This window comes from Ruminococcus sp. B05, assembly GCF_003628495.1.
GTDB classification, from domain to species: Bacteria; Bacillota; Clostridia; order Lachnospirales; family Lachnospiraceae; genus Schaedlerella; species Schaedlerella hominis.
The window spans coordinates 192,806-213,670 of the sequence record NZ_RBZR01000002.1 but is presented as its reverse complement, the minus strand read 5'-3'; the positions used below and the strand labels follow the sequence as shown (position 1 = coordinate 213,670).

Sequence of the window (20,865 nt, the reverse complement as noted above, 5' to 3'; positions counted from 1 at the left end):
TATAAAAGATAAAAGGACAAAAATCTGATACCAAAATTTGTTGTTTATAAACCTGATGTAAAATTTTCTTAAAAAAGAACAATTCTATATAAGGATATTGAATTTTTTTACATAGTTGTAAATGCCTTTAAAATGATAATATTTCTTCATCAAGGAAATAGGTCAATGACCGAAAGAGGAGGATGAAAAATGGGTAATAATGCAAAAGAAAAAACAAGCCCAAAACTGGCATTCTGTTATAGTTTAGGAGAAGTCGGTTGCCAGATGAGCTGGTACATGATCAACAACTATCTGATGTTATTCTACACAGATGTTGTAGGTCTTGCTGCCGGAGCAATTTCAATGATCATGTTGATCGCACGTATTTGGGATGCTATCAACGACCCAATGATGGGAAACATCGCAGACAGAACACATACAAAATGGGGTAAATTCAGACCATATTTGTATATGGCACCACCTGTTCTTGCGATTTTTAACATTTTAACATTTACAGCATTCCCAGTGCAGGGAACAGCTAAAGTAATCTTATGTCTGCTCACTTACGTTGGTGCAGGTATGGCATACACAGCATGTTCTATCTCATATCAGGCATTACAGAATGTAATCGCTATTGATTCACAGGTTCGTATGAATCTTGCTACAGCAAGAGGAATTGGTTCTTCTGTAATTGGAATTATCCTTTCAGCATGTGCAATGCCAATGATTCTTCACTTTAGTGGAGCTGAGGTAGCAAATGCTCATGGATATTTTGTTACAACAGTAATCTTATCACTGATCATGATTCCTGTATTCTGGATCTGTGGAGCCGGATGTAAAGAAACATATGCAGAGCAGTTGCATGCAAATGCTCAGGAAGAGAAACTTGGTTTTATTGGAAGTTTGAAAGAAATCGTAAAGAATGACCAGTTATTGATGGTAGTTCTTGCAACAATTTTGGGTACAATTTGTGTATCTGGTCGTATGGGACTGCTTACATACTATATCATTTATGTAGTTGGTGATTATACTGTTATCGCAACAGTATTTACAACAATGACAGTTGCTCAGTTAATTGGTAACTTCTTTATTCCATGGGGAACAAAGACATTTACGAAAAAATGGTATCTGATTATTTTGAATATTATCATGTGTATTGGATTCTTGCTGATGTTTATTAATCCAACAGATAATAAACCATATTTACTTGGTGTATCATTCATCTGCGGACTTTGTAACTCATCATCATCAGTTTGTTTCGGTCTTGTATCAGACTCTATCGAATATGGAGACTGGAAGCTCGGTCGTCGTCAGGAAGGTATTGCAGCTTCTATGTTAAGCTTTGGTGTAAAACTTTCTACAGCTATCAGTGGTTCTGCCGGAGTACTTCTTCTTGCAGCAGCAGGATATGTAGCAGGTGCAGAGCAGACAGCAGCAGCTAAACAGGGAATCAATATTGTAGTAAACATGGTTCCATTTGTAATCGGACTGTTATCTTGTGTACCATTGCTCTTCTATAAACTTTCACCTAAGAAAGTTGCAGAAATCAGAGCTGATCTGGATGCAGGAAAACGTGCATGTGATAAATAAGAAAAACTGACCTTGATAAAAATTGAATAAAATCTTGTGAAAAGGCGGATGTACTAGATTGGAGAAAATCTGGTATGTCCGTTTTTTGACTTAAATATTTTAAATAAAAAAAGATTAAATAATTAGAAATTTAAAATAAGAACTAAAGTGTATCGATATAAAAATATACTCTATTGATACACAATGCATTGCATGTTATATTATATGAAATAAATGAATGTTGCATTTAAGATACAAGTGATGATAAAAGAACTATATCGAAAATTAACCGGGAAAGTCATGTGAGGTGAGACAGAATGAAAACATATGTGAGGACAGATTGGGTTGCAAGAAATGAATATACAAAGCCAATTTTAGATACACCGATTTATCGTAATAGTGGAATTATTAAGGCGGTAACAAAAGAAAATGAAAAAATACAAGTTGGTAAAATCACATATGAACAATTTGAAAATGAAGAATTTCAATATATTATTAGTCCATTTTGGCCAATTATTGATACTCTTTCTACAAAAGTATTTCAGGGAATACCGGGAATTGATATGAGTTTGAGATTGGAGCATTATTATCGAGTAAATTATGTGCCTGTTTTTATTACAGAGAGAACACCTGGACCTTCCAGAGAAGATTTGTGGGAGTTGTTGGAAAGTGTTGGATTGGATTATTATGATAGATTGGAATGGCTCATTCGTACGGATTTGCGTGCGGCAATAGATAATCTAATTGTAGAACGTGCAATAGATGAGAATACAGAAAAAATAGAAGAATGAGGGAGATGGAAAATGATTAGAATTGCGACAGAAAATGATGCAGAAGAACTTTTGAATATTTACGCACCTTATGTAGAAAAAACAGCAATAACATTTGAATACGAAGTTCCATCTGTGGAAGAATTTAGAAAACGAATACGAAATATTCTAAAAAAATATCCATACATTGTAGAGGAAAAAGAGGGAGAAATTCTAGGATATGCATATGCAGGTGTATTTAAAAACCGTGCCGCATACGACTGGGCAGTTGAAACTACGATATATGTACGTGAAGATCAGAGAAAGAGTGGTGTTGGCAGAGCTTTATATGAAGGATTGGAAAACATTCTTAAAATGCAAAACATTCTTAATTTAAATGCCTGTATTGCGTATACAGCAGTAGAAGATGAACATCTTACGAATAATAGTGTGCAGTTTCATGACCATATGGGATATCGTCTGGTTGGAAGGTTTCAACAATGCGGTAACAAATTTGGGCGATGGTATGATATGGTGTGGATGGAAAAACACATAGGTGAACACAAAGAAAATCCGGAAAAAATCAAGCCATTTACAGAGATAAGAGAAGAACTAAAAAATAACAAATAACAAAAAGATAATCTGTTAGAGGAAGAAAAAGAAAAATGATTATCTTCGAAAATTGTCGGGTGTACATCCGGCAATTTTTTTAAATACTTTTCCAAAATAGCTTGGACTCTCAAAACCACACATATGTGCAATTTCAGCAACATGTTTTTCAGGATATTGAATTAGAAATATACGTGCACGACTAATACGAACAGTTTGTAAATACTGCATAATTGTCTGGTGCATTGTATGTTTAAAGAGATTGCACATATATTCTTTGGATAAATTTACATAGTCTGCCAGTTCGTTCAGAGAAATATCGCAGGCATATTTTTCCTCCATATAATCAATCAGTTTACGAACCAGTTCGTTTTCATAAGTGGCAGTTGTATTGTGAATCTGTCGAATAGAAGGTGACAGATCTAAAAGCATACTGTAACAGGCTTTGGATAACTCAGTTTCTTTTTCGGTGATATCACGTTGCGAAAGATAGAGCAAATTTTCAATATGAGTAGGAAAGATATCTGAATTAGAAAAGTGATATACGCCGCTCTCTAACATATGCAATGTCTGTAATATTTCGGTACATGCATTTCCACCAAATCCAATAAGATGAACGGTCCAGTCGGAGGTAAGTCCTTTATAAGAGTGGGAAATATTAGGATATATTAATAACCCTTGTCCCTTGGAAATGACAGAGCGTTGCCCGTTGATGATAAATTCTCCTTGCCCTTTTACGCAGTAGAACCACTGAAAGACAGGAAACCCATGTGGTCGTTGTACTGGTTCCTGAAGGTGATTGACACCGAGAAGTTTAGGTAGAAGCGGGAGAAAGTTGTATTTATTGGAGTAGTGGAGATTGTAAAGCATAATTATAAATCCTTTGTTTGTTGAGTAGTCTGTTTTTTGATTGATTAATCAATTCATTTTTAAATAGTATACCAAAAAGAAAAGAAGTAAACAATTCATATGCTTAATATTGTTATATAAATATTACGATATTAAGATTGAGAACAAAAGATATAGTGGAATATAATAAAGATAAGAAACATGTTCGAACAGAGAAAAGCAAGAATCAGAAAAGGAGAGCAAATCATGATACCAAGAATTCAAAACGACAACGGAATCCCAACATTATATGTTCACGACAAACCATTCTTTGCACGCAGCGGAGAGATTCACAATTCAAGTGCCAGCAATCTGGATTATATGGAAGAGCATGTATGGCCGGCACTAAGAGAATTAAATATGAACTCAGTAATTGTTCCACTATATTGGGAGACAATGGAACCGCAAGAAGGAATATTTGATTTTACATTGCTAGATGGATTAATCGGCCGGGCAAGAGAAGAACAGAAACATTTAATTTTCTTGTGGTTTGGGCTTTGGAAGAACGCTGAATCTATGTATGTGCCTGCTTGGATGAAACAGGATACAGATACATACTTTCGTGTACGCAAGGTAAATGGAGAATCAATCAATACAATTTCACCATTTTGCGAGGCTGCGATAGAGAAAGATGCGAATGCATTTGCAAAAGTGATGGCACATATCCGCGAAATTGATGAGCAGAAATCGACAGTAATCTTCGTGCAGGTAGAAAATGAAATAGGTCTGCTTGGTACGGAACGAGATTATAGCAAAGAAGCGGAAGAAAAGTTCAAAGAAGTAGTATCAGCAGAATTGAAAGAATTATGTGCGACAGAAGGCAGTTGGAAAGAAGTATTTGCTGAGAATGCGGAAGAATATTTTATGGCTTACTATTTTGCAAAGGCAGTAGAAAAAATTACAAAAGCAGGACAGCAAAAATATGCACTTCCATGTTATGCCAATGCATGGCTTCGCCAGTATCCTTGGTATGCAGGGTCTTATCCATCAGGAGGTCCGGTTAAAGAGGTGCATCATATTTGGAAAATTGTAGCACCATCGTTATTTACGCTGGCACCGGATATTTATGTTCCGTATGTGGCAAATGTCATTGATGAATATGGATATGAAGGTAATCCACTGGTGATTCCGGAAGTGAGAAAAGATGCAGTGACTTCATCTTATTGCTTGTATGCATTTGCAAATAGCAATGCAATTTGCTATTCACCATTTGGAATTGAAGAACTGGTATTACCGCCGGAAGCAATTGACAAGCCGCCAATGGAAGTTATGATTGCTCTGAATATTGACCCATCTGCATTTGATATCACAGGAAGCAAAGATTATTTAAAACGTACTTATGAGATGGTTGAGCAGATGGAACCATTATATTTGAAATATCGTGGAACAGATAAGCTGATGAGTTATGTGAAAAAATCCGATACAGATTATGGAACATATTTTAGCTGCGAAGAATATGATATTGCGATTGCTTATGCACCGAAGGGACAGGCAAAACCATTAGCAGCAGGTGTGATTTATGAGCTCGCTCCAAATAAATTTCTGATTGGAGGAATGATGAGTAACTTTACATTTCGTGCAAAAGCAGGAGAGAATAAGAAAGTAGATATCCTGCGTTTAGAGGAAGGTAATGTCGTGAATGGCGAATGGAAGGCTGGAAGAATTCTCAATGGTGATGAGAAAATGAGCATCGGACTTGGTGATATGCCGGGATGGAAATATGTAGAAGTATATAAATATTAAGTTGTAAGTTATAAGAAAAACTGATATGAAACAGATGAGAGGAATTCATTTGTTTTGTATCAGTTTTTTATTATCAAGATTGAAGATTTATAATAAACATGATAAAGTTATAAATAAGAAAAATAAAATTTAAATTTAACAAAATATAGTTCAAAAAGGAGCTGATAACATGTCGTTCCAGGAAGAAAAAAGAAATAGTATTAAAAGATACTTGTTAGAAAAAATCAGGAATCAAGATACTGATTATATAAAAAAGACGATGGATAATTTTCGGATATCGGTTACAACTGTAAAACGATATTTGAAAGAACTTCTGGATCAGGGAATACTGGAAGAACAGAAGCAATCGGAATGTGGTTATCGCTTGAAAACAGAAGAATATCGATTTGTCTATGATGCTTCAGATTTTTTAGTCGAAGATAAGATTTATTTTCAAGATATCCTCCCTTTATTGCAAAATATTTCAAAAGAGGTATCTGCCATATGGAGCTACGCATTTATGGAAATGATGAACAATGCAATTGAACATGCAAATGCAGAACATGTTTCATGTTATGTTAAGAAAGATGCTTTATATACGGAAATTTCAATAACAGATGATGGAATTGGTATTTTTGAAAATATCAGGGCATACCTAGAAAAAGAATGTGGATATTCTGCGGATATTCAAGATTCAATTTTGGAATTATATAAGGGAAAATTGACAACACAAAGTGAAGCACATCCTGGCGAAGGAATCTTTTTTGTTTCTAAAGTTTTGAGAGAGTTTGCAATTTGGTCGGGACAAAGTGTGTTTACCGCAGGAAGATATACAGAAGAAAAGTTAATTCAATCGCATTTGATTTTGTATTATACTAGTCTTAAGTCAATCGGAACGATGGTTGTGATGAAGTTGGAAAATGATACAACGCATACATTAAAGGAGGTGTTTGACATGTTTGCACCGATAGAAGAAGGATTTGTAAAAACTGTAATACCATTAAAAAAAGTGTGTCCATATGGAGAACCAATTGCACGTTCACAGGCTCGAAGAGTTGTTTACAGACTAGAACAGTTTAAGCAAGTAGAATTTGATTGCAGCGGAATTGATTTTATGGGACAGGGATTCGCCGATGAAGTGTTCCGTGTGTTTCAGAATAAATATCCAGACATTCAGTTGGAAGTCACCAATGCGAATGAAACTGTGCTGGGAATGATAAGACATGTGAAGCGGTAAGACAACAATTGGAAAAGTAATCGGAGTAAACTATGGAGAATTGGATTCAGATAGGAAATAATCAAAAGAATAAAACGGACAGATTCAGAGAGGATGAGAGAAGCTATATTGTTCAAGGATTGGTATCTGTCTGGATAACTGGAAAAGGTTTGCTGCAGACGAACTCTGACGATGTTCGTATGCGTCAGATTGTAAAGTATGTGGATGAAAATCGTCAAAATCATGTGAGCTTATCAGAACTTGCAGATGAAATGTTTACAGCGACCTCTACATTATCCAGATTATTTCATAAGCAAACTGGAATGAAATTTGCAGAGTTTGTAAATCGGGTGCGAATCTATTTTGCAGCAGAGGATTTGATGACAACTTCGAAGGCAGTTACGAAAATTGCAGTGGATAATGGATTCTCTAATGCTTCGGTAATGAATCGTGTGTTCCGACAATATTATCAGTGCACTCCGGTAGAATATCGAGAGAAGAAAAAAGAAGAAAAAGAGTGTACTACGCCAACAAAGAAAGAAAATAGAGATAAAAGAAACAAAAACAAATCTCTCAACACGGAAAATAGTGCAATTGAAGTTAATGTGAGACGAAAGAGCAAGTTGACAAAAATTTGGAATCAGGTAGTGAATATTGGTTCGGTTTATAATTTGACACTTGCTAATTTGCAATATCATACAATTTATCTTACAGAAACGTTGGGATTTTCATATGTACGGATATGGAATGTCTTTTCTAAGAAGATGATGATTACAGATGGAAAAACGCAAGGAAACTATAATTATGATATGATTGATCTGGCATTAGATTTTTTAGTGTCTCATCATATAAAACCATTTGTAGATTTGGGAAGAAGACCAGATACAGCATTATCATCTATGGGAAATACATTATATTTCGAAGAAGAATGTATTGTATTTCAATCAAAAGATATCTGGATAGCAATGTTGAAAGATTTTATTCACCATATAATAAAGCGATATGGAAAAGAAGAGGTAGTACAATGGAAATTTGAATTATCCAGTGATATTGTGCATTTTGCAAGAAATCAATATTATATCGATAAGGAGTATGACTATAAAGAATGCTATAGATCTTCCTATCAGGTTATAAAAAAGGCATTGCCAGATGCCTGCGTAGGAGGACCTTCTGATGTAACAAATGATGTAAAATTTTTGCATGAGTACTTACAATATAGTAAAGAAAATAATTGCTTGCCAGAATTTATTTCTATTCTTTTGTTTCCATATGATTCTTCGAGGAAGGATGGAAAAGTAAATTATTATCGTACACAGTCAGAAAATTATGAGTATGAAAAATTACAGTCTATTCATCAAATTATGGAAGAAGGAGAGGTCGATATCCCTCTTTATGTGGTTGAATGGAACAGTTCTATTTCAAATCGTAATTTTTTGAATGATTCTTGCTTTCGGGCTTCCTATATAACAAAGAAGATTATTGAAATACTTTCAATGGCAGATATGGTATGTCTTTGGATGGGCTCTGATTGGGTAAGTAATTATTTTGATATGAAACGAATTGCAAATGGCGGAAGTGGTTTGATCACAAAGGATACAATTCGAAAACCGGTGTATTTTGCATTGCAGTTTTTGAACCAATTAGGCGAAGAACTGCTATTACATAATGAAGAATTAATTGTTACAAAAGAGATAGGAAAAGATGTTTATCATATCATTGGTTTTCATTATCAAAAATATGAAGATACTTATGTTGTTGCAAATGACCCCATTGATTCGCCGGAGAAAGTAGAGAAAATATTTTTGACAAATCAGGAATGTAATATTGATTTGGTTTTGAAAAATGTGGTTGATGGCAATTATACAATCACATCAAATCGTATTTGCAGAGAAAAAGGAAGTATTCTGGATGAATGGAAGAAATTTCAATACGAAGAAACCCTTACAAATGAGGATATTAAATATTTGAGAGAGATTACACAACCGGAACGACGGATGGAAGGAGTAATGTCAGTGGAAGGGAGGGTTCAAATCAGAATGACACTGAGGGGACAGGAGATTATATTGTTGCATGTATCAAAAGATGATGCATGCTAGGTATAGTTTTTGTAATAGAAGATATTTATGTGGAAGTTGAGATAGAACTGGAAAAATTAATAAATTATAATAGAGTCAGGCATGATACGCAATAAATGATAACAAAATGTTGCGCGTTATGCCTGCTTTTTCATGTAGAATGCAAAAATAGGAAAATATTTGGAAATTGAAGGAAAGAAAAATGTTAAAAAAGGAGATAAAATAAACTCAACGAAAACAAAACGGAAAAGATGACAAGGAGGAGTTAAAATGTATCAGTACGATAGAAAGGGACCAAAGCGTGGTGTTGCACTGTACAGTTATTCAGCAGAATTTGGTCTTACAAAATCATTGGAAGAATGTTTTGAAGATTTACACGACATGGGAGCTCATGGAATTGAGATTCTGGCAAATACGCATATTGAGAATTATCCAAACCCGGCTGATGAATGGGTAGAAAAATGGTTCCGCCTGTGCGATAAATATGAGATTATTCCTGTTGAGTATGGCAATTGGATTGATTCACATGTTCTAGGATATCGAGACCTGACAACAGAAGAATCTTATGAGATGTTGGCAAGAGATATCCGTCTGGCGCATCGTCTGGGATTTACTGTAATGAGAACAAAGATGCCTGTAATAAATGATGCATTAGAGCCGGTAAAGAATTGGCGCGAAATCATTAAGATGGCATTACCACTCGCAGAAGAACTTGGTATTAAGATGTGTCCGGAAATTCATATACCATCAAATTTGAAGGGGAAGATGGTAACAGAGTATGTTGATTTCATCAAAGAAACAGGTACGAAGAATTTTGGTCTGAATATAGATTTTAGTGTTTTCCGTACAGAATTTTCAGAAGGAGAATATCGTGATCCAAACTATATTCCAAACGTACCAGAAGATTTGATTCCATTACTGCCATATATTTACTGTTGTCATGCAAAATTCATCAATATGAGTGATGAATTTGAAGAGACAATGATTCCTTACAAAGAAATTATTGAATTGCTTAAAAAACAAAATTGGGACGGATATCTCTTAAGCGAATATGAAGGTGCAGATAAATATGAACCAGGATACGAAGTGGGACAAACGCTTAGAAAACATCATATTATGATGAAAAATTATATTGGTGATTAAGGAGGATTCGAAAATGGAAAGAGAAGTAATACAGTCTGTAGGATTTCGTAATATAAAAAAAGATGGAGATACAATAGGATTTCAGTTCAAGATTAGACTTCCATATTATAGAGGAATCTTCTTGAGCCAGATTCGACCAGGTACATTGTTTGTAGATGGAGAGAAATTTGAAAAAGAGGATATTATCTGGAACATTCATGGGGAAGATTATACTTATGAAGAGATGAAATCAAATTTTCAGACACACTGGGATGTGACAACACCGGCAGTGTTGAAAGTAAAGAAATCGGGTGGGCTTGTTCAAGGATTCCATGATTTGAAATATGGATTCTGCTTTACATCATCTTATATGCCACCAGTCATGCAGGATAGTTTAAATCCAGATGAGGAAGCATTTATCTTTATGCCGGAGTTTGGACACCATGTAAATGAGAGAAGATTGTTAATTGTGTAAATATAGATAAAAAGAACAAGAAATAGCAAATAATTGTCGGAAAGATGATTATTTGCTATTTCTTTTTGGTGAACAAAAGTTATAATAATGGTAAATGTGAATAGAAATCGGAGGAATCTCATGAAACTTACAGCATTAATAGATGAATTTGAACCAATCGAAATCAACAGAACAAAGTTATTTCAACACATAAAAAAGGAAACAGAAGCCGATGGACTTGTCGTTGTTATAAGTGGAAATTTTACACAAAAAGGACTTCTGGCATCTGCAAGTAAATACAAAAAAGCAGAGATATTGAGGAAACAGGGAGCAGATATTGTGTTGGAAATTCCAGTATATTGTACATTGAAAACCTTTGATACCTTAGCATTTGCAGCAGTATCGATGTTGGAAAAACTGAATTGTGTGGATGAACTTGCAATTTTGTGTGAAGATGCAGATGAAAAATTGTTGAAAGACATGATTCAGTTCTTATTTATTGAACCTAGAGAATATCAGCAGAAAATAAAACTGTGTATGGAAAACGGAAAGAATTTTGCAACTGCATGTGCAGAAGTGACTGAAGAATTCATACCGGGAGCAAAAGCTATATTGGAAAAACAGCAGAATATCCATGCGATTGAATATGCAAAAGCAATGAAGCGGATGTACAGCAATATGAAGATTCGTTTTGTGAATATGAATGAATTTATCGAACGTCAAGACAAAATAAAAGAAACATCGGATAAGTACGCAAAAGGAACAGATATGATAACAAGATTTGAAGCTCGGTTAGGAGAACAGCTGATGCAAATGTTAGCATTACATACAGAGGAACAGAATACAAAGTATCTGAATGAAATCTCGGGCGGTTATGGACCGATGACAAAACAGGTTTTAAAAGTTTACAACAAGTGCAACATTCAAAATGGAAATTTGTTCTTTGAACAGCTTACAAATGTAATATCAAATCAGAACTATTCAACAGAAGAATTAAGAAGATACCTATTGAAAGTTCTCATTGGTGTACGTCATGTTGAAATATCTATTTGTGGGATTTATAGTTATGCGTTATATGTGCGGGCTTTGGATAATAATGCAGAAAAGGATATTTACAAGAGGATAAAAGAATATTCCTGGATTCCGGTTTTGTTAGAAAGCAGTGAAGCGGAAGCAAGGAAAAATCTGAAATTGCCTCAGATGGATGATTCCAGATGGATGCTGCTGGAATTGGATTGGAAGGCACAGGAGTTGTATGGTATAATGAGTGGAAAGTAAAAGAATAACCCATATCACTTTACTCAGTCTGTTAGTATAATTGAATTGTGAATAGCGATTGCTAATGGATAGAAAGGACTTTCTATTTGGAAAAATGAACAATATAGAAAATTACAAGGAAAATATCCGGTTATCTTTTTGACGTTTGCAGATGTGAAAGCGGATAATTACGCCGAGAGTAAAAATAGTATTATTGCATGTATTAATGACGCATATCAAAGTCATAGATATTTATTAAAAAGCAATCTCTTAACAGATGGGGAAAAAGAGATTTTTAGAGTGTTAGATGAGTATGTAAGTAATCCAGAACCGACAAAAACGATTACAAACGAAGTGATTTTCAGAGCTGTGAAAGGACTGGCATCGTGTCTGAATCGTTATTATGGACAGAAAGTAATTATTTTATTAGATGAATACGATACACCAATGCAAGAAGCATATGTGCATGGGTATTGGGATGAATTTACTTCTTTTATTCGAAGTTTTTTTAACTCAACATTTAAGACGAATCCATATATGGAACGTGCAATAATGACTGGAATTACAAGAGTTTCAAAAGAGTCTATCTTTTCTGATTTGAACAATTTAACTGTTATTACCACAACATCAGAACGCTATGCGGATTGTTTCGGTTTTACAGAAAAAGAAGTATTTCAGGCATTGGATGATTTTGATATGGGAAATAAAAAGAAACTTGTAAAAACATGGTACGATGGATTTACATTCGGAAATCAAAAAGATATTTATAATCCGTGGTCAATTACAAATTATCTGAAAGAAAAGCAATTACGCCCATATTGGGCACAGACAAGTTCGAATGGGTTAATTAATAAATTGCTTCAAAAATCATCTCCGGATATAAAGGAGATGATGGAAGAACTTTTAAACGATAGAAACATTATCGTGAATTTTGATGAACAAATTGTATTTGATCAATTGGAGCAGAATAAAAATGCAATTTGGAGTCTTATGTTGGCAAGCGGATATTTAAAAATTCAGGAAATCGAATATAGGGGAATGCTGCTGACACCATGGTATCATCTGTGTGTTACAAATCTTGAAACGATGAGTATGTTTTATTCAATGTTTCAAGGCTGGTTTCATGATGATGCATCTAATTATAATGAGTTTATAAATGCGCTATTGAATGGAAATGTAAAAGAAATGAATGCATATATGAACGATATAGCATTGACAACATTTAGTAGTTTTGATGCAGGAAAACATCCGTCAGGAAAGACACAACCGGAGAGGTTTTATCATGGTTTTGTTCTTGGTCTGTTGGTTGATTTGAAAGAACGGTATGAGGTGAAATCAAATCGAGAAAGTGGATATGGACGTTATGATGTAATGTTGATTCCGACGAATAAACGAGATAATGCGTTTATATTGGAATTCAAAGTGCATGATTCTGAAGAGGAAAAAAATTGCAGGATACAGTGCAAGCAGCATTAAACCAAATAGAAGAAAAGCAATATGATGCGGAGTTGTTGGAGCAGGGAATAAAGAAATCACAAATCAGGCATTATGGGTTTGCATTTGAAGGAAAAAAGGTTTTGATTGATGGAAACTAAACCATCAATCAAAACCTTTTTTGACCTTTGTGCGAGTTAGAAACTATTCTATTTTATAAAGATTACAGAAAGTGATATGGATATGAAGAAGTTTCTAAATGGATATTTCAATTCTTCTTAAGTGGAAAAGGGAAGAGGTAAATGATATCTTCAAACCAGAAAAAATAAAGGACAAAAAAATGTATATATTTTTTGTCCTTGTATTATTTTTGAAGTTAAAATAAGACTGAAAATAATATGAAAATGGATAGATAAAGAAAAGTTTTTTCAGGATAAAAAGGTATAATTAAATCATAATCAAATAAAAAGAAGGGAGAAATCACTATGAAGAAGAAAATTTTAGCCACTCTTCTTGCTGGTGTTATGGTTCTTAGCCTTGCAGCATGTGGAAGTAATGAGTCAAAAAAGGACGGTAGTGATACAGCAAAATCAGATGAAGGAGCTACACATATTTATGTGTTAACTGCAGCAGAAGATCACGGATGGACAGGTTCTGTTGCAACATTTGCAAAAGAGAAAGTAGAAGAAGTGAACAAAGATGGAAAATATTCCGCAGAAGTAATTACTTCTTCTGATGCAGCTGAACAGATTAATAAAATCGAAGATATCGTAGCAAGTGGGGAGGAAGATATCGCAGTAGTTGTACAGCCAATGGACGACACAGTACAGTCTGCAATTCAGCAGTTAGTAGACGCTGAGATCCCATTTGTAGAATTTGACCGTATCATTGATGCAGTAGCTCCAAGCGCTGTTTCTAATGTAAAAGGTGATAACCAGGGAATCGGTGCAGGTGCAGCAGCCTACTTTGTAGAGCAGGGAATGAAACCTGGAGATAAAGTATATGTTTACGAAGGCGACACATCTTCAGTTACAACATTACGTGACAGCGGATTTACAGATTATCTTACAGGAGAACTTGAATTCGGCGGATCTAAGATCGCAGACGATGCAAAATGGACAGAGGATGACCTCAAAGCAATTACATATTCAGGAGCTATGAACTGGAGCCGTTCTGATACAAAAGAATCATTTGAGTCTCTGCTGGGAGATGCTTCTAACGCAGACATCAAATGGATCTATGCACAGGATGATGAGTTGACAATGGGTATTTTAGAGGCTCTCAACGGAGGCGGAATCAGTGATTCAACAAAAGATGCTTTCTATGCAAATAAACCAGTTATTACAGGATGTGGTGGATTAGATGAGCTTTACGAAGTACTTCGTGGTAACTCATATCAGGATATCGCTGGTAAGCTTGGCGGAATCATGTCAGTTACATACAGCCCATCTATGATTCAGACAGCAATTCAGGATATGGTTGATCATCTTGATGGTAAAGACGTAGAACAGGATCATGTGATTGAATGTGAAGATGTTACATCTGACAATGTTGCAGACTATCCTTCATTCTAAATCTTGTAGATAGAAGTTATTAAGGAATTTGATACGGGAGTCTGCTTGCAGACTTCCGTATATTTTACTGTGAACACTTAGCAAGGTTTTTCACGAGCTTAGTGAGAACGTACACCTCGACACTTGGTGAGGTATTGTCGAGCCTAGTGACGATGGTGTTACCTTACTGTGAACACATAGCGAGGTTTTGCTTATATATGAGCATCTATAGCGGTTGCTTGTGGAAAAAAATAGAAATAGATGTTGATCTATCAGCAAAAGATAAAAAAGCAAGGAGGAAATATGCATGAAAAGACTAGAAATGAATGGAATTTGTAAAGCATTTAACGGAATTCCGGTATTGAAAAATGTGCACCTTACAGTAGAAGCAGGGGAAGTACATGCATTGTTAGGTGAAAACGGGGCTGGAAAATCAACATTGATGAATGTTTTGACTGGTGTATATCGAAGAGATGCAGGTCAAATTGTGTTTGATGGTGAAGAATTGAATAATGCAACTGTCAGACAGACGGAACAGCAAGGAATTGCGTTTGTTCATCAGGAATTGAACCTATTCAATGATCTGCTTGTTTATGAAAATATATTTCTAGGGAAGGAATATACAAATAAAATTGGAAAATTGGATAAGAAACGGATGAAAGATGAGGCAAAGAAATTATTTGCTGAACTGGAAGTAGAGATTGATCCGGACGAGAAAGTAGAAGAACTGACTCCGAGCCAGAAACAGTTACTTGAGATATCAAAGGCATTATTTTTTAATGCAAAACTGTTGATTTTAGACGAGCCAACGACATCTTTGAACAATCAGGAAATCGATCATTTATTCCGTATTATCCGCAGATTAAAGGAGAAAGGAACATCGTTTATTTTTATTTCTCATAAGATGCCGGAGATTTTTGAGATTGCAGACCGCTATACAGTACTGATGAATGGAACATTTATCGGAGAGGGAAATATCGTAGATACCAATCCGGAAGCAATCACAAAGATGATGGTTGGTTCTAATTATAGTGCGGAAGAAAATTATCAGACGCGTGCATGTGGAGATACGATATTAGAAATTAAGAATTTCACAGGACATGGATTTAGAAATGTAAATCTGGTCGTGAAAAAGGGCGAGATTGTCGGAATGACAGGACTGCAAGGATCCGGAAGCAGCGAGCTGCTACAGGGAATCTTCGGTGTGACCCGTGCGGATGGTGGTACAATTCATGTCAACGGAGAAAATGTTCCGTTACATTCGATACATAAAGCAATGAAACATAAGATCGCAATGCTTCCTGCCAATAGAAAAGAAAATTCAGTGATCGCAGATATGAGTCTGCTGGAGAATATGTATCTGGCAGAACATACATTGTCAGCAAAGCAGTTCCAGATTTCAAAGAAAAAAGAAGAAGGAAAATTTGAAAAATACAAGAAACTGTTGAATGTAAAAGCACAGAACAGTGCAGATCCGATTACTTCTTTGAGTGGAGGAAACCAGCAGAAAGTATTTCTGGCAAGATGGCTGAATACAGAAGCAGAGATCCTTTTGCTTGACAACCCGACACAGGGAATTGATGTAGGAGCAAAAGCGGAGATTTACAAATTGATTTTGGAACTGGCAGAATCCGGAAAAACCATTTTAATCAACACATTGGAGATTCCTGAATTACAGAAAGTAGCAGACCGATGTGCAGTGTTTTATGACGGAGAGCTTGTGAAGATGTTAAAACATGAAGAAATCAATGAAGAGACCGTGATGATGTATTCTACAAACGCAGTAAATGCAGGGGAGGCGCGATAAGGATGAAAACAAAAAAATCTATGTTGGGAAAAATATGGTCCCGTTATAATTATGTATTTGTATTTTTAGTAATTTTTTTAGTATATGCACTGTCAAGTAATGGATTGACATGGAATGGTGTGATGAACATCTTCCGTCATTCTGCAGTCGTTGGAATCATTGCACTTGGTATGGGACTTGTATGTCTGACCGGTGAAATCGATCTGTCGGTTGGTTCTATGCTGGCGATGGTCAGTGGATTTGCAGTTGTTATTTTCAATATGACAGATAATATTTTTGTAACATTAATATTTACGATTGTATTTGGCGCTGTATGTGGACTGATCAATGGTGTACTGGTCGGTGCAGTAGAGATGCCGGCATTTATCGTAACACTTGCTACGATGTTGATCTATCGTTCGGTAGCACAGTATGCATGCCAGCATATTTCTAAAGAATTATGTGGAGGCGGAAGTTCTGTATATCGTATGACATCCAGCCACAATTCATATCAGACCTTATATCAGTTTGGTAATGGTAAAATGCTGACGATTCCAATTGTTGGTTTGATCCTGTTGATCATGACAGCATTGGTTGTATATTTATCAACAAGCACAAAATTTGGTAAAAAAGTCTATGCCATCGGAAGTAATGAGAAAGGTGCCAGAATGTCAGGTATCAATGTCAGTGCGATGAAGGTGATTGTATTTGTTCTGGCAGGCGTTATGACAGGTATTGCAGCGTTCTTGTGGATTGCGATGAACGGTTCTTCTGATCCGGCAACAACAGGTAAGAGTTATGAGATGTATGCAATCGCAGCAGTTGTTCTCGGTGGAATCAGTATGTCAGGCGGAAAAGGAAGATGCCTTGGAATTTTGTTCGGAGCTATGTCTTATACAATTATTGATAAAATAATTGTGGCTTTGAAGATGGATTCACTGATCAATGATGCAATCAAAGGAACAATCCTGATTATTGTAATCTTGATTCAGTTAGCAGGACCAAAGATTAAAGATCTGGTGACAAGCAGAAGAAAGATCAAAGCATAAATGTGAGAGGAGTAAGCTCAGTATGAATAAAAGTGTAGTAACAAATAAGGGAACTGTGGAAGGAATCGAAAAAGGTGGATATGTTGTATTCAAAGGAATTCCATATGCAAAGGCACCGGTAGGAGAACTCAGATGGAAAGCACCACAGGAACTGGATGCATGGGAAGGTACATATAAAGCAGATACATTTCAGAATATGTGTATGCAGGAATTACCGAAAGCAGAGCATCCATTTATGGGACGTTTTCATAAGGAATTTTATAATAATCCAGAATTTGTTCCGGGAATGGGAGAAGACTGTCTGTATTTGAATATCTGGGTGCCGGAGCATGAAGAAGGAGAGAGACTTCCGGTGGCATTCTGGATCCATGGTGGTGGATTTGGCGGCGGCTACAGCAGTGAACTGGAATTTGATGGAGAAGCATTTTGTAAAAAAGGTGTAATTCTTGTTACAATCAATTATCGGGTAAATATTTTTGGATTTTTTGCACATCCATGGCTGGATGCAGAAAATGAAAGACATATTTCTGGAAATTATGGAATCTTAGATCAGATCGCAGCATTAAAATGGGTTGCAAATAATATTGAGAACTTTGGCGGAGACAGTAAAAATATCACAGTATTTGGACAGTCTGCAGGAAGTATGAGTACACAGGTGCTTTGTTCAAGTAAACTGACAGGAGATATTCCGGCAAAGGCAATTATGCAGAGTGGAATCAGTTGTGATGCAGATGTACTTTATACACCGACATTAAAAGAGGAAGAGGAAATCGGTGAAAGATTTGTCGAACTGACCGGAAAAACTTCACTGGAAGAACTTCGTGCAATGTCAACAGAAGAATTGTTTGAAGCAAAAGTAAAATTAGATGATGAGATGTGGAAAACTGGAAGGGGACTTGTTGTTGTTCCAAATGCAGATGGATATGTCATGGAAAAGACAGTTAAAGATGTTTGGAAAGAAGGAACAATGAAGGATATTCATTATATGTGTGGTGTTGTGACAGATGATCTTGGAGCAACTCCAGAGGAAGTAAAAGAAGGAAAGAAAGGAATTTTGATGGAAGAGTGCAAGCGTTGGGCTGCAACAAGAGAAGAGAAAGGTAGGCCGGCGTATCTGTATCATTTTGCACATGAACTTCCGGGAGATGACTGGGGCGCTTTCCATTCATCAGAGTTGTGGTATACATTTGGTACATTGGGCAGATGCTGGAGACCAATGGAGCAGAATGATTATGATTTGAGTGAAGAAATGGTGACATGCTGGACAAACTTTATGAAAACGGGAGATCCGAATGGAGAATCTCAGATTCAAGAAGAGAAAGAAAAATGGGAGAGTTATACAAAAGAAAATCCTTATGTAAAGATTTTTAAATAATAATGTGGAAACGAATAGCTTAAAATGTGAATAAAATATATTAGTAAAAGTGCTGCTTTCTGAATATCAGGGGCAGCATTTTTGAAAATGAAGTTTAGAGGGAGGAAAACAATGGAGCAAAATTATTGATTGCAGCAGACTGTACAGCTTATGCATATGCAAATATACATCAGGAATTCATGTGTGGAAAGGTGATGCTGATTGGATGTCCGAAGTTTAATGCTGTAGATTACAGTGGAAAATTTATTCCGTGGCAGGTTGTGACAATTTCTATAGATGGTCAAATTCTGGATTAGTTGGAATTGTCAGAGATTGAACAATATAAGATATAAGATTAATAGATGCGGCAATAAACAATAATGGTTAAATTGCTAAACATCGGTTTATAATAAAATAAAAAATATTTGGAGGAAGAAAAAATGGCAGGAATTAAAAATTTTAACAAAGCAGAAGTAGTAACATTAAAAGAACAGGTAGCATATCAGGAAGGTCAGGTTGTCTCAAAAACACTTGCTCAAAATGAACATTTAAGTGTAACACTGTTTGCATTCGATAAAGATGAAGAAATCAGCACACATGAGTCAGGCGGTGATGCATTTGTAACATGTCTGGACGGAGTTGGAAAAATCACAATTGATGGAGAAGAATACATTTTAAAAGAAGGTGAATCCATTGTAATGCCAGCCAAATACCCACATGCAGTGTATGGACAGGAGCAGTTTAAGATGTTGCTGGTGGTTGTGTTTTAGAGTACTGGTTCATAACCAAAATACCAACACTCCCAGTTGCCGTATCCCGCAAAACGTGATAGGATGTTAAAGGTATATTCAAAAGCAATTAGATATCATATAGAGAAGGAATTACAAAGATGGGAATTACGGTACAGGAATTAAGAAATCTGGATAAGGACAGCTATCAGATTATCGATATGCGAGATGAAATTGAAGTGGCACATGGCAGCATTCCGAATGCGGTTCATATGCCAGCAGAAGAGATACATAAGGCGATAGAAGAACAGACAGAAGGTGCATTTCCAAGAGATAAGAAACTGGTTATCTGTTGTGCAAGAGGGCGCTTCAGTACAGAGGTGGCAGAAGCATTGTGTGAATCCGGTTATGATGCGGTAAGTCTTCAAGGAGGTTACATTGCATGGTTGCTGGACACGATGAAGCAGCAGGAGGCAGATGAAATCTGCGCAGATGTGGAGCAGAGTATCCGGAAGAAATTTCATAAACCAATCTGGAGCAAATTCACAAAAGCAATCAATCAGTACGAATTGGTAAAAGAGGGCGATCGAATCGCAGTTTGCATTTCCGGTGGTAAGGATTCCATGCTAATGGCAAAGTTGTTTCAGGAATTGAAGAGACATAATAAGTTTCAGTTTGATGTAAAATTTCTTGTTATGGATCCGGGATATAGCCCTGCAAACAGACAGGTTATTGAGGAAAATGCAAGAAAGCTGAAAGTACCGATCACGGTGTTTGAGTCAGATATTTTTGATTCTGTATATAATATAGAAAAATCACCATGTTATTTGTGTGCACGAATGAGAAGAGGACATTTGTACAGTTATGCAAAAGAATTAGGATGCAATAAAATTGCTCTGGGTCATCATTATGACGATGTTATTGAGACGATTTTGATGGGAATGTTGTATGGGGCACAGGTTCAGACGATGATGCCGAAACTTCACAGTACAAATTTTGAAGGAATGGAATTGATTCGTCCATTATATCTGGTTCGAGAGGATAGTATTAAAGCGTGGAGAGATTACAATAATTTGCATTTTATTCAGTGTGCCTGCAAATTTACGGACACATGCACAACATGTAATAACGAAGAAAATCAGTCAAAAAGAATGGAAATCAAGGCACTTATCCAGGAATTGAAAAAGACAAACAAATATGTTGAGGGAAATATTTTTAAAAGTGTCGAGAATGTGAATTTAAGTACGATCGTGGCATATAAAGAGCATGGAGTGAAGCATCATTTCTTAGATACATATGATGAATAGTAGAATAAAAGCTA

18 protein-coding genes and 1 pseudogene are annotated in these 20,865 nt (G+C 35.8%); 18 read left to right on the top strand and 1 reads right to left on the bottom strand.

Going from position 1 to position 20,865, the window contains the following annotated elements; genetic code table 11:
• Positions 1–189: 189 nt before the first annotated feature.
• The 3 genes from D8Q48_RS04000 to D8Q48_RS03990 all read left to right on the top strand — a co-directional run bounded on the left by D8Q48_RS04000 (position 190) and on the right by D8Q48_RS03990 (position 2,927).
• Positions 190–1,569, top strand: coding sequence for a glycoside-pentoside-hexuronide (GPH):cation symporter (locus tag D8Q48_RS04000; RefSeq protein ID WP_022074794.1), 1,380 nt, complete (start codon positions 190–192; stop codon positions 1,567–1,569).
• Positions 1,570–1,865: 296 nt separating this feature from the next.
• Positions 1,866–2,339, top strand: a complete 474-nt coding sequence (locus D8Q48_RS03995; protein WP_243116217.1) for a hypothetical protein — start codon at positions 1,866–1,868, stop codon at positions 2,337–2,339.
• A gap of 12 nt (positions 2,340–2,351) precedes the next feature.
• On the top strand, positions 2,352–2,927 hold the full coding sequence (locus D8Q48_RS03990) for a GNAT family N-acetyltransferase (protein WP_121055510.1): 576 nt from the start codon (positions 2,352–2,354) through the stop codon (positions 2,925–2,927).
• Between the two features lie 39 nt (positions 2,928–2,966).
• Here the strand turns inward: D8Q48_RS03990 and D8Q48_RS03985 are convergent, their stop codons facing one another.
• A complete protein-coding gene (locus D8Q48_RS03985; RefSeq protein WP_121055508.1) occupies positions 2,967–3,776 on the bottom strand; it encodes an AraC family transcriptional regulator in 810 nt (269 codons plus the stop codon).
• A 225-nt stretch (positions 3,777–4,001) separates the two neighbouring features.
• Between D8Q48_RS03985 and D8Q48_RS03980 the strand changes: the two genes are divergently transcribed.
• From D8Q48_RS03980 to D8Q48_RS03915, 15 genes and pseudogenes are all read left to right on the top strand, one after another.
• Positions 4,002–5,537, top strand: a complete 1,536-nt coding sequence (locus D8Q48_RS03980; RefSeq protein ID WP_243116216.1) for a DUF5597 domain-containing protein — start codon at positions 4,002–4,004, stop codon at positions 5,535–5,537.
• 169 nt (positions 5,538–5,706) lie between these two features.
• Positions 5,707–6,753 (top strand): DUF4325 domain-containing protein, encoded by a 1,047-nt coding sequence (locus D8Q48_RS03975; RefSeq protein WP_121055504.1) that lies wholly within the window; start codon positions 5,707–5,709, stop codon positions 6,751–6,753.
• A gap of 32 nt (positions 6,754–6,785) precedes the next feature.
• Positions 6,786–8,828 carry a helix-turn-helix domain-containing protein gene (locus D8Q48_RS03970; protein ID WP_121055502.1) on the top strand — a complete coding sequence of 681 codons (2,043 nt, stop codon included), beginning with the start codon at positions 6,786–6,788 and terminating at the stop codon, positions 8,826–8,828.
• A 249-nt stretch (positions 8,829–9,077) separates the two neighbouring features.
• The gene (locus tag D8Q48_RS03965; protein WP_121055500.1) at positions 9,078–9,950 is read left to right on the top strand and encodes a TIM barrel protein; all 873 of its coding nucleotides are present in this window, start codon (positions 9,078–9,080) and stop codon (positions 9,948–9,950) included.
• 13 nt (positions 9,951–9,963) lie between these two features.
• The gene (locus D8Q48_RS03960; RefSeq protein WP_117989516.1) at positions 9,964–10,404 is read left to right on the top strand and encodes a DUF6379 domain-containing protein; all 441 of its coding nucleotides are present in this window, start codon (positions 9,964–9,966) and stop codon (positions 10,402–10,404) included.
• Positions 10,405–10,524: 120 nt separating this feature from the next.
• Positions 10,525–11,661, top strand: a complete 1,137-nt coding sequence (locus D8Q48_RS03955) for a nucleotidyltransferase family protein (protein ID WP_172696951.1) — start codon at positions 10,525–10,527, stop codon at positions 11,659–11,661.
• An 84-nt stretch (positions 11,662–11,745) separates the two neighbouring features.
• Positions 11,746–13,116, top strand: coding sequence for an AAA family ATPase (locus D8Q48_RS03950; RefSeq protein ID WP_330514361.1), 1,371 nt, complete (start codon positions 11,746–11,748; stop codon positions 13,114–13,116).
• A complete protein-coding gene (locus D8Q48_RS17445; RefSeq protein WP_243116215.1) occupies positions 13,089–13,235 on the top strand; it encodes a hypothetical protein in 147 nt (48 codons plus the stop codon). Before D8Q48_RS03950 ends, D8Q48_RS17445 begins: the two co-directional genes overlap by 28 nt.
• Before the next feature lie 324 nt (positions 13,236–13,559).
• Positions 13,560–14,648: a substrate-binding domain-containing protein gene (locus D8Q48_RS03945; RefSeq protein WP_117989518.1), complete on the top strand. Its 1,089-nt coding sequence runs from the start codon at positions 13,560–13,562 to the stop codon at positions 14,646–14,648.
• A 286-nt stretch (positions 14,649–14,934) separates the two neighbouring features.
• A complete protein-coding gene (locus tag D8Q48_RS03940; protein ID WP_117989519.1) occupies positions 14,935–16,434 on the top strand; it encodes a sugar ABC transporter ATP-binding protein in 1,500 nt (499 codons plus the stop codon).
• A gap of 2 nt (positions 16,435–16,436) precedes the next feature.
• A complete protein-coding gene (locus D8Q48_RS03935; protein ID WP_117989520.1) occupies positions 16,437–17,462 on the top strand; it encodes an ABC transporter permease in 1,026 nt (341 codons plus the stop codon).
• A gap of 22 nt (positions 17,463–17,484) precedes the next feature.
• Complete coding sequence (locus D8Q48_RS03930) at positions 17,485–18,837, top strand: carboxylesterase family protein (RefSeq protein WP_121055496.1); 1,353 nt, start codon at positions 17,485–17,487, stop codon at positions 18,835–18,837.
• Between the two features lie 113 nt (positions 18,838–18,950).
• Positions 18,951–19,133, top strand: a pseudogene (locus D8Q48_RS03925) (4Fe-4S ferredoxin); the annotation flags it as partial.
• Between the two features lie 123 nt (positions 19,134–19,256).
• Entirely contained in the window at positions 19,257–19,586 is a 330-nt protein-coding gene (locus D8Q48_RS03920) for a cupin domain-containing protein (protein ID WP_121055494.1), read from the top strand.
• Positions 19,587–19,705: 119 nt separating this feature from the next.
• Positions 19,706–20,851, top strand: a complete 1,146-nt coding sequence (locus D8Q48_RS03915; protein WP_121055492.1) for an ATP-binding protein — start codon at positions 19,706–19,708, stop codon at positions 20,849–20,851.
• Positions 20,852–20,865: the final 14 nt, after the last annotated feature.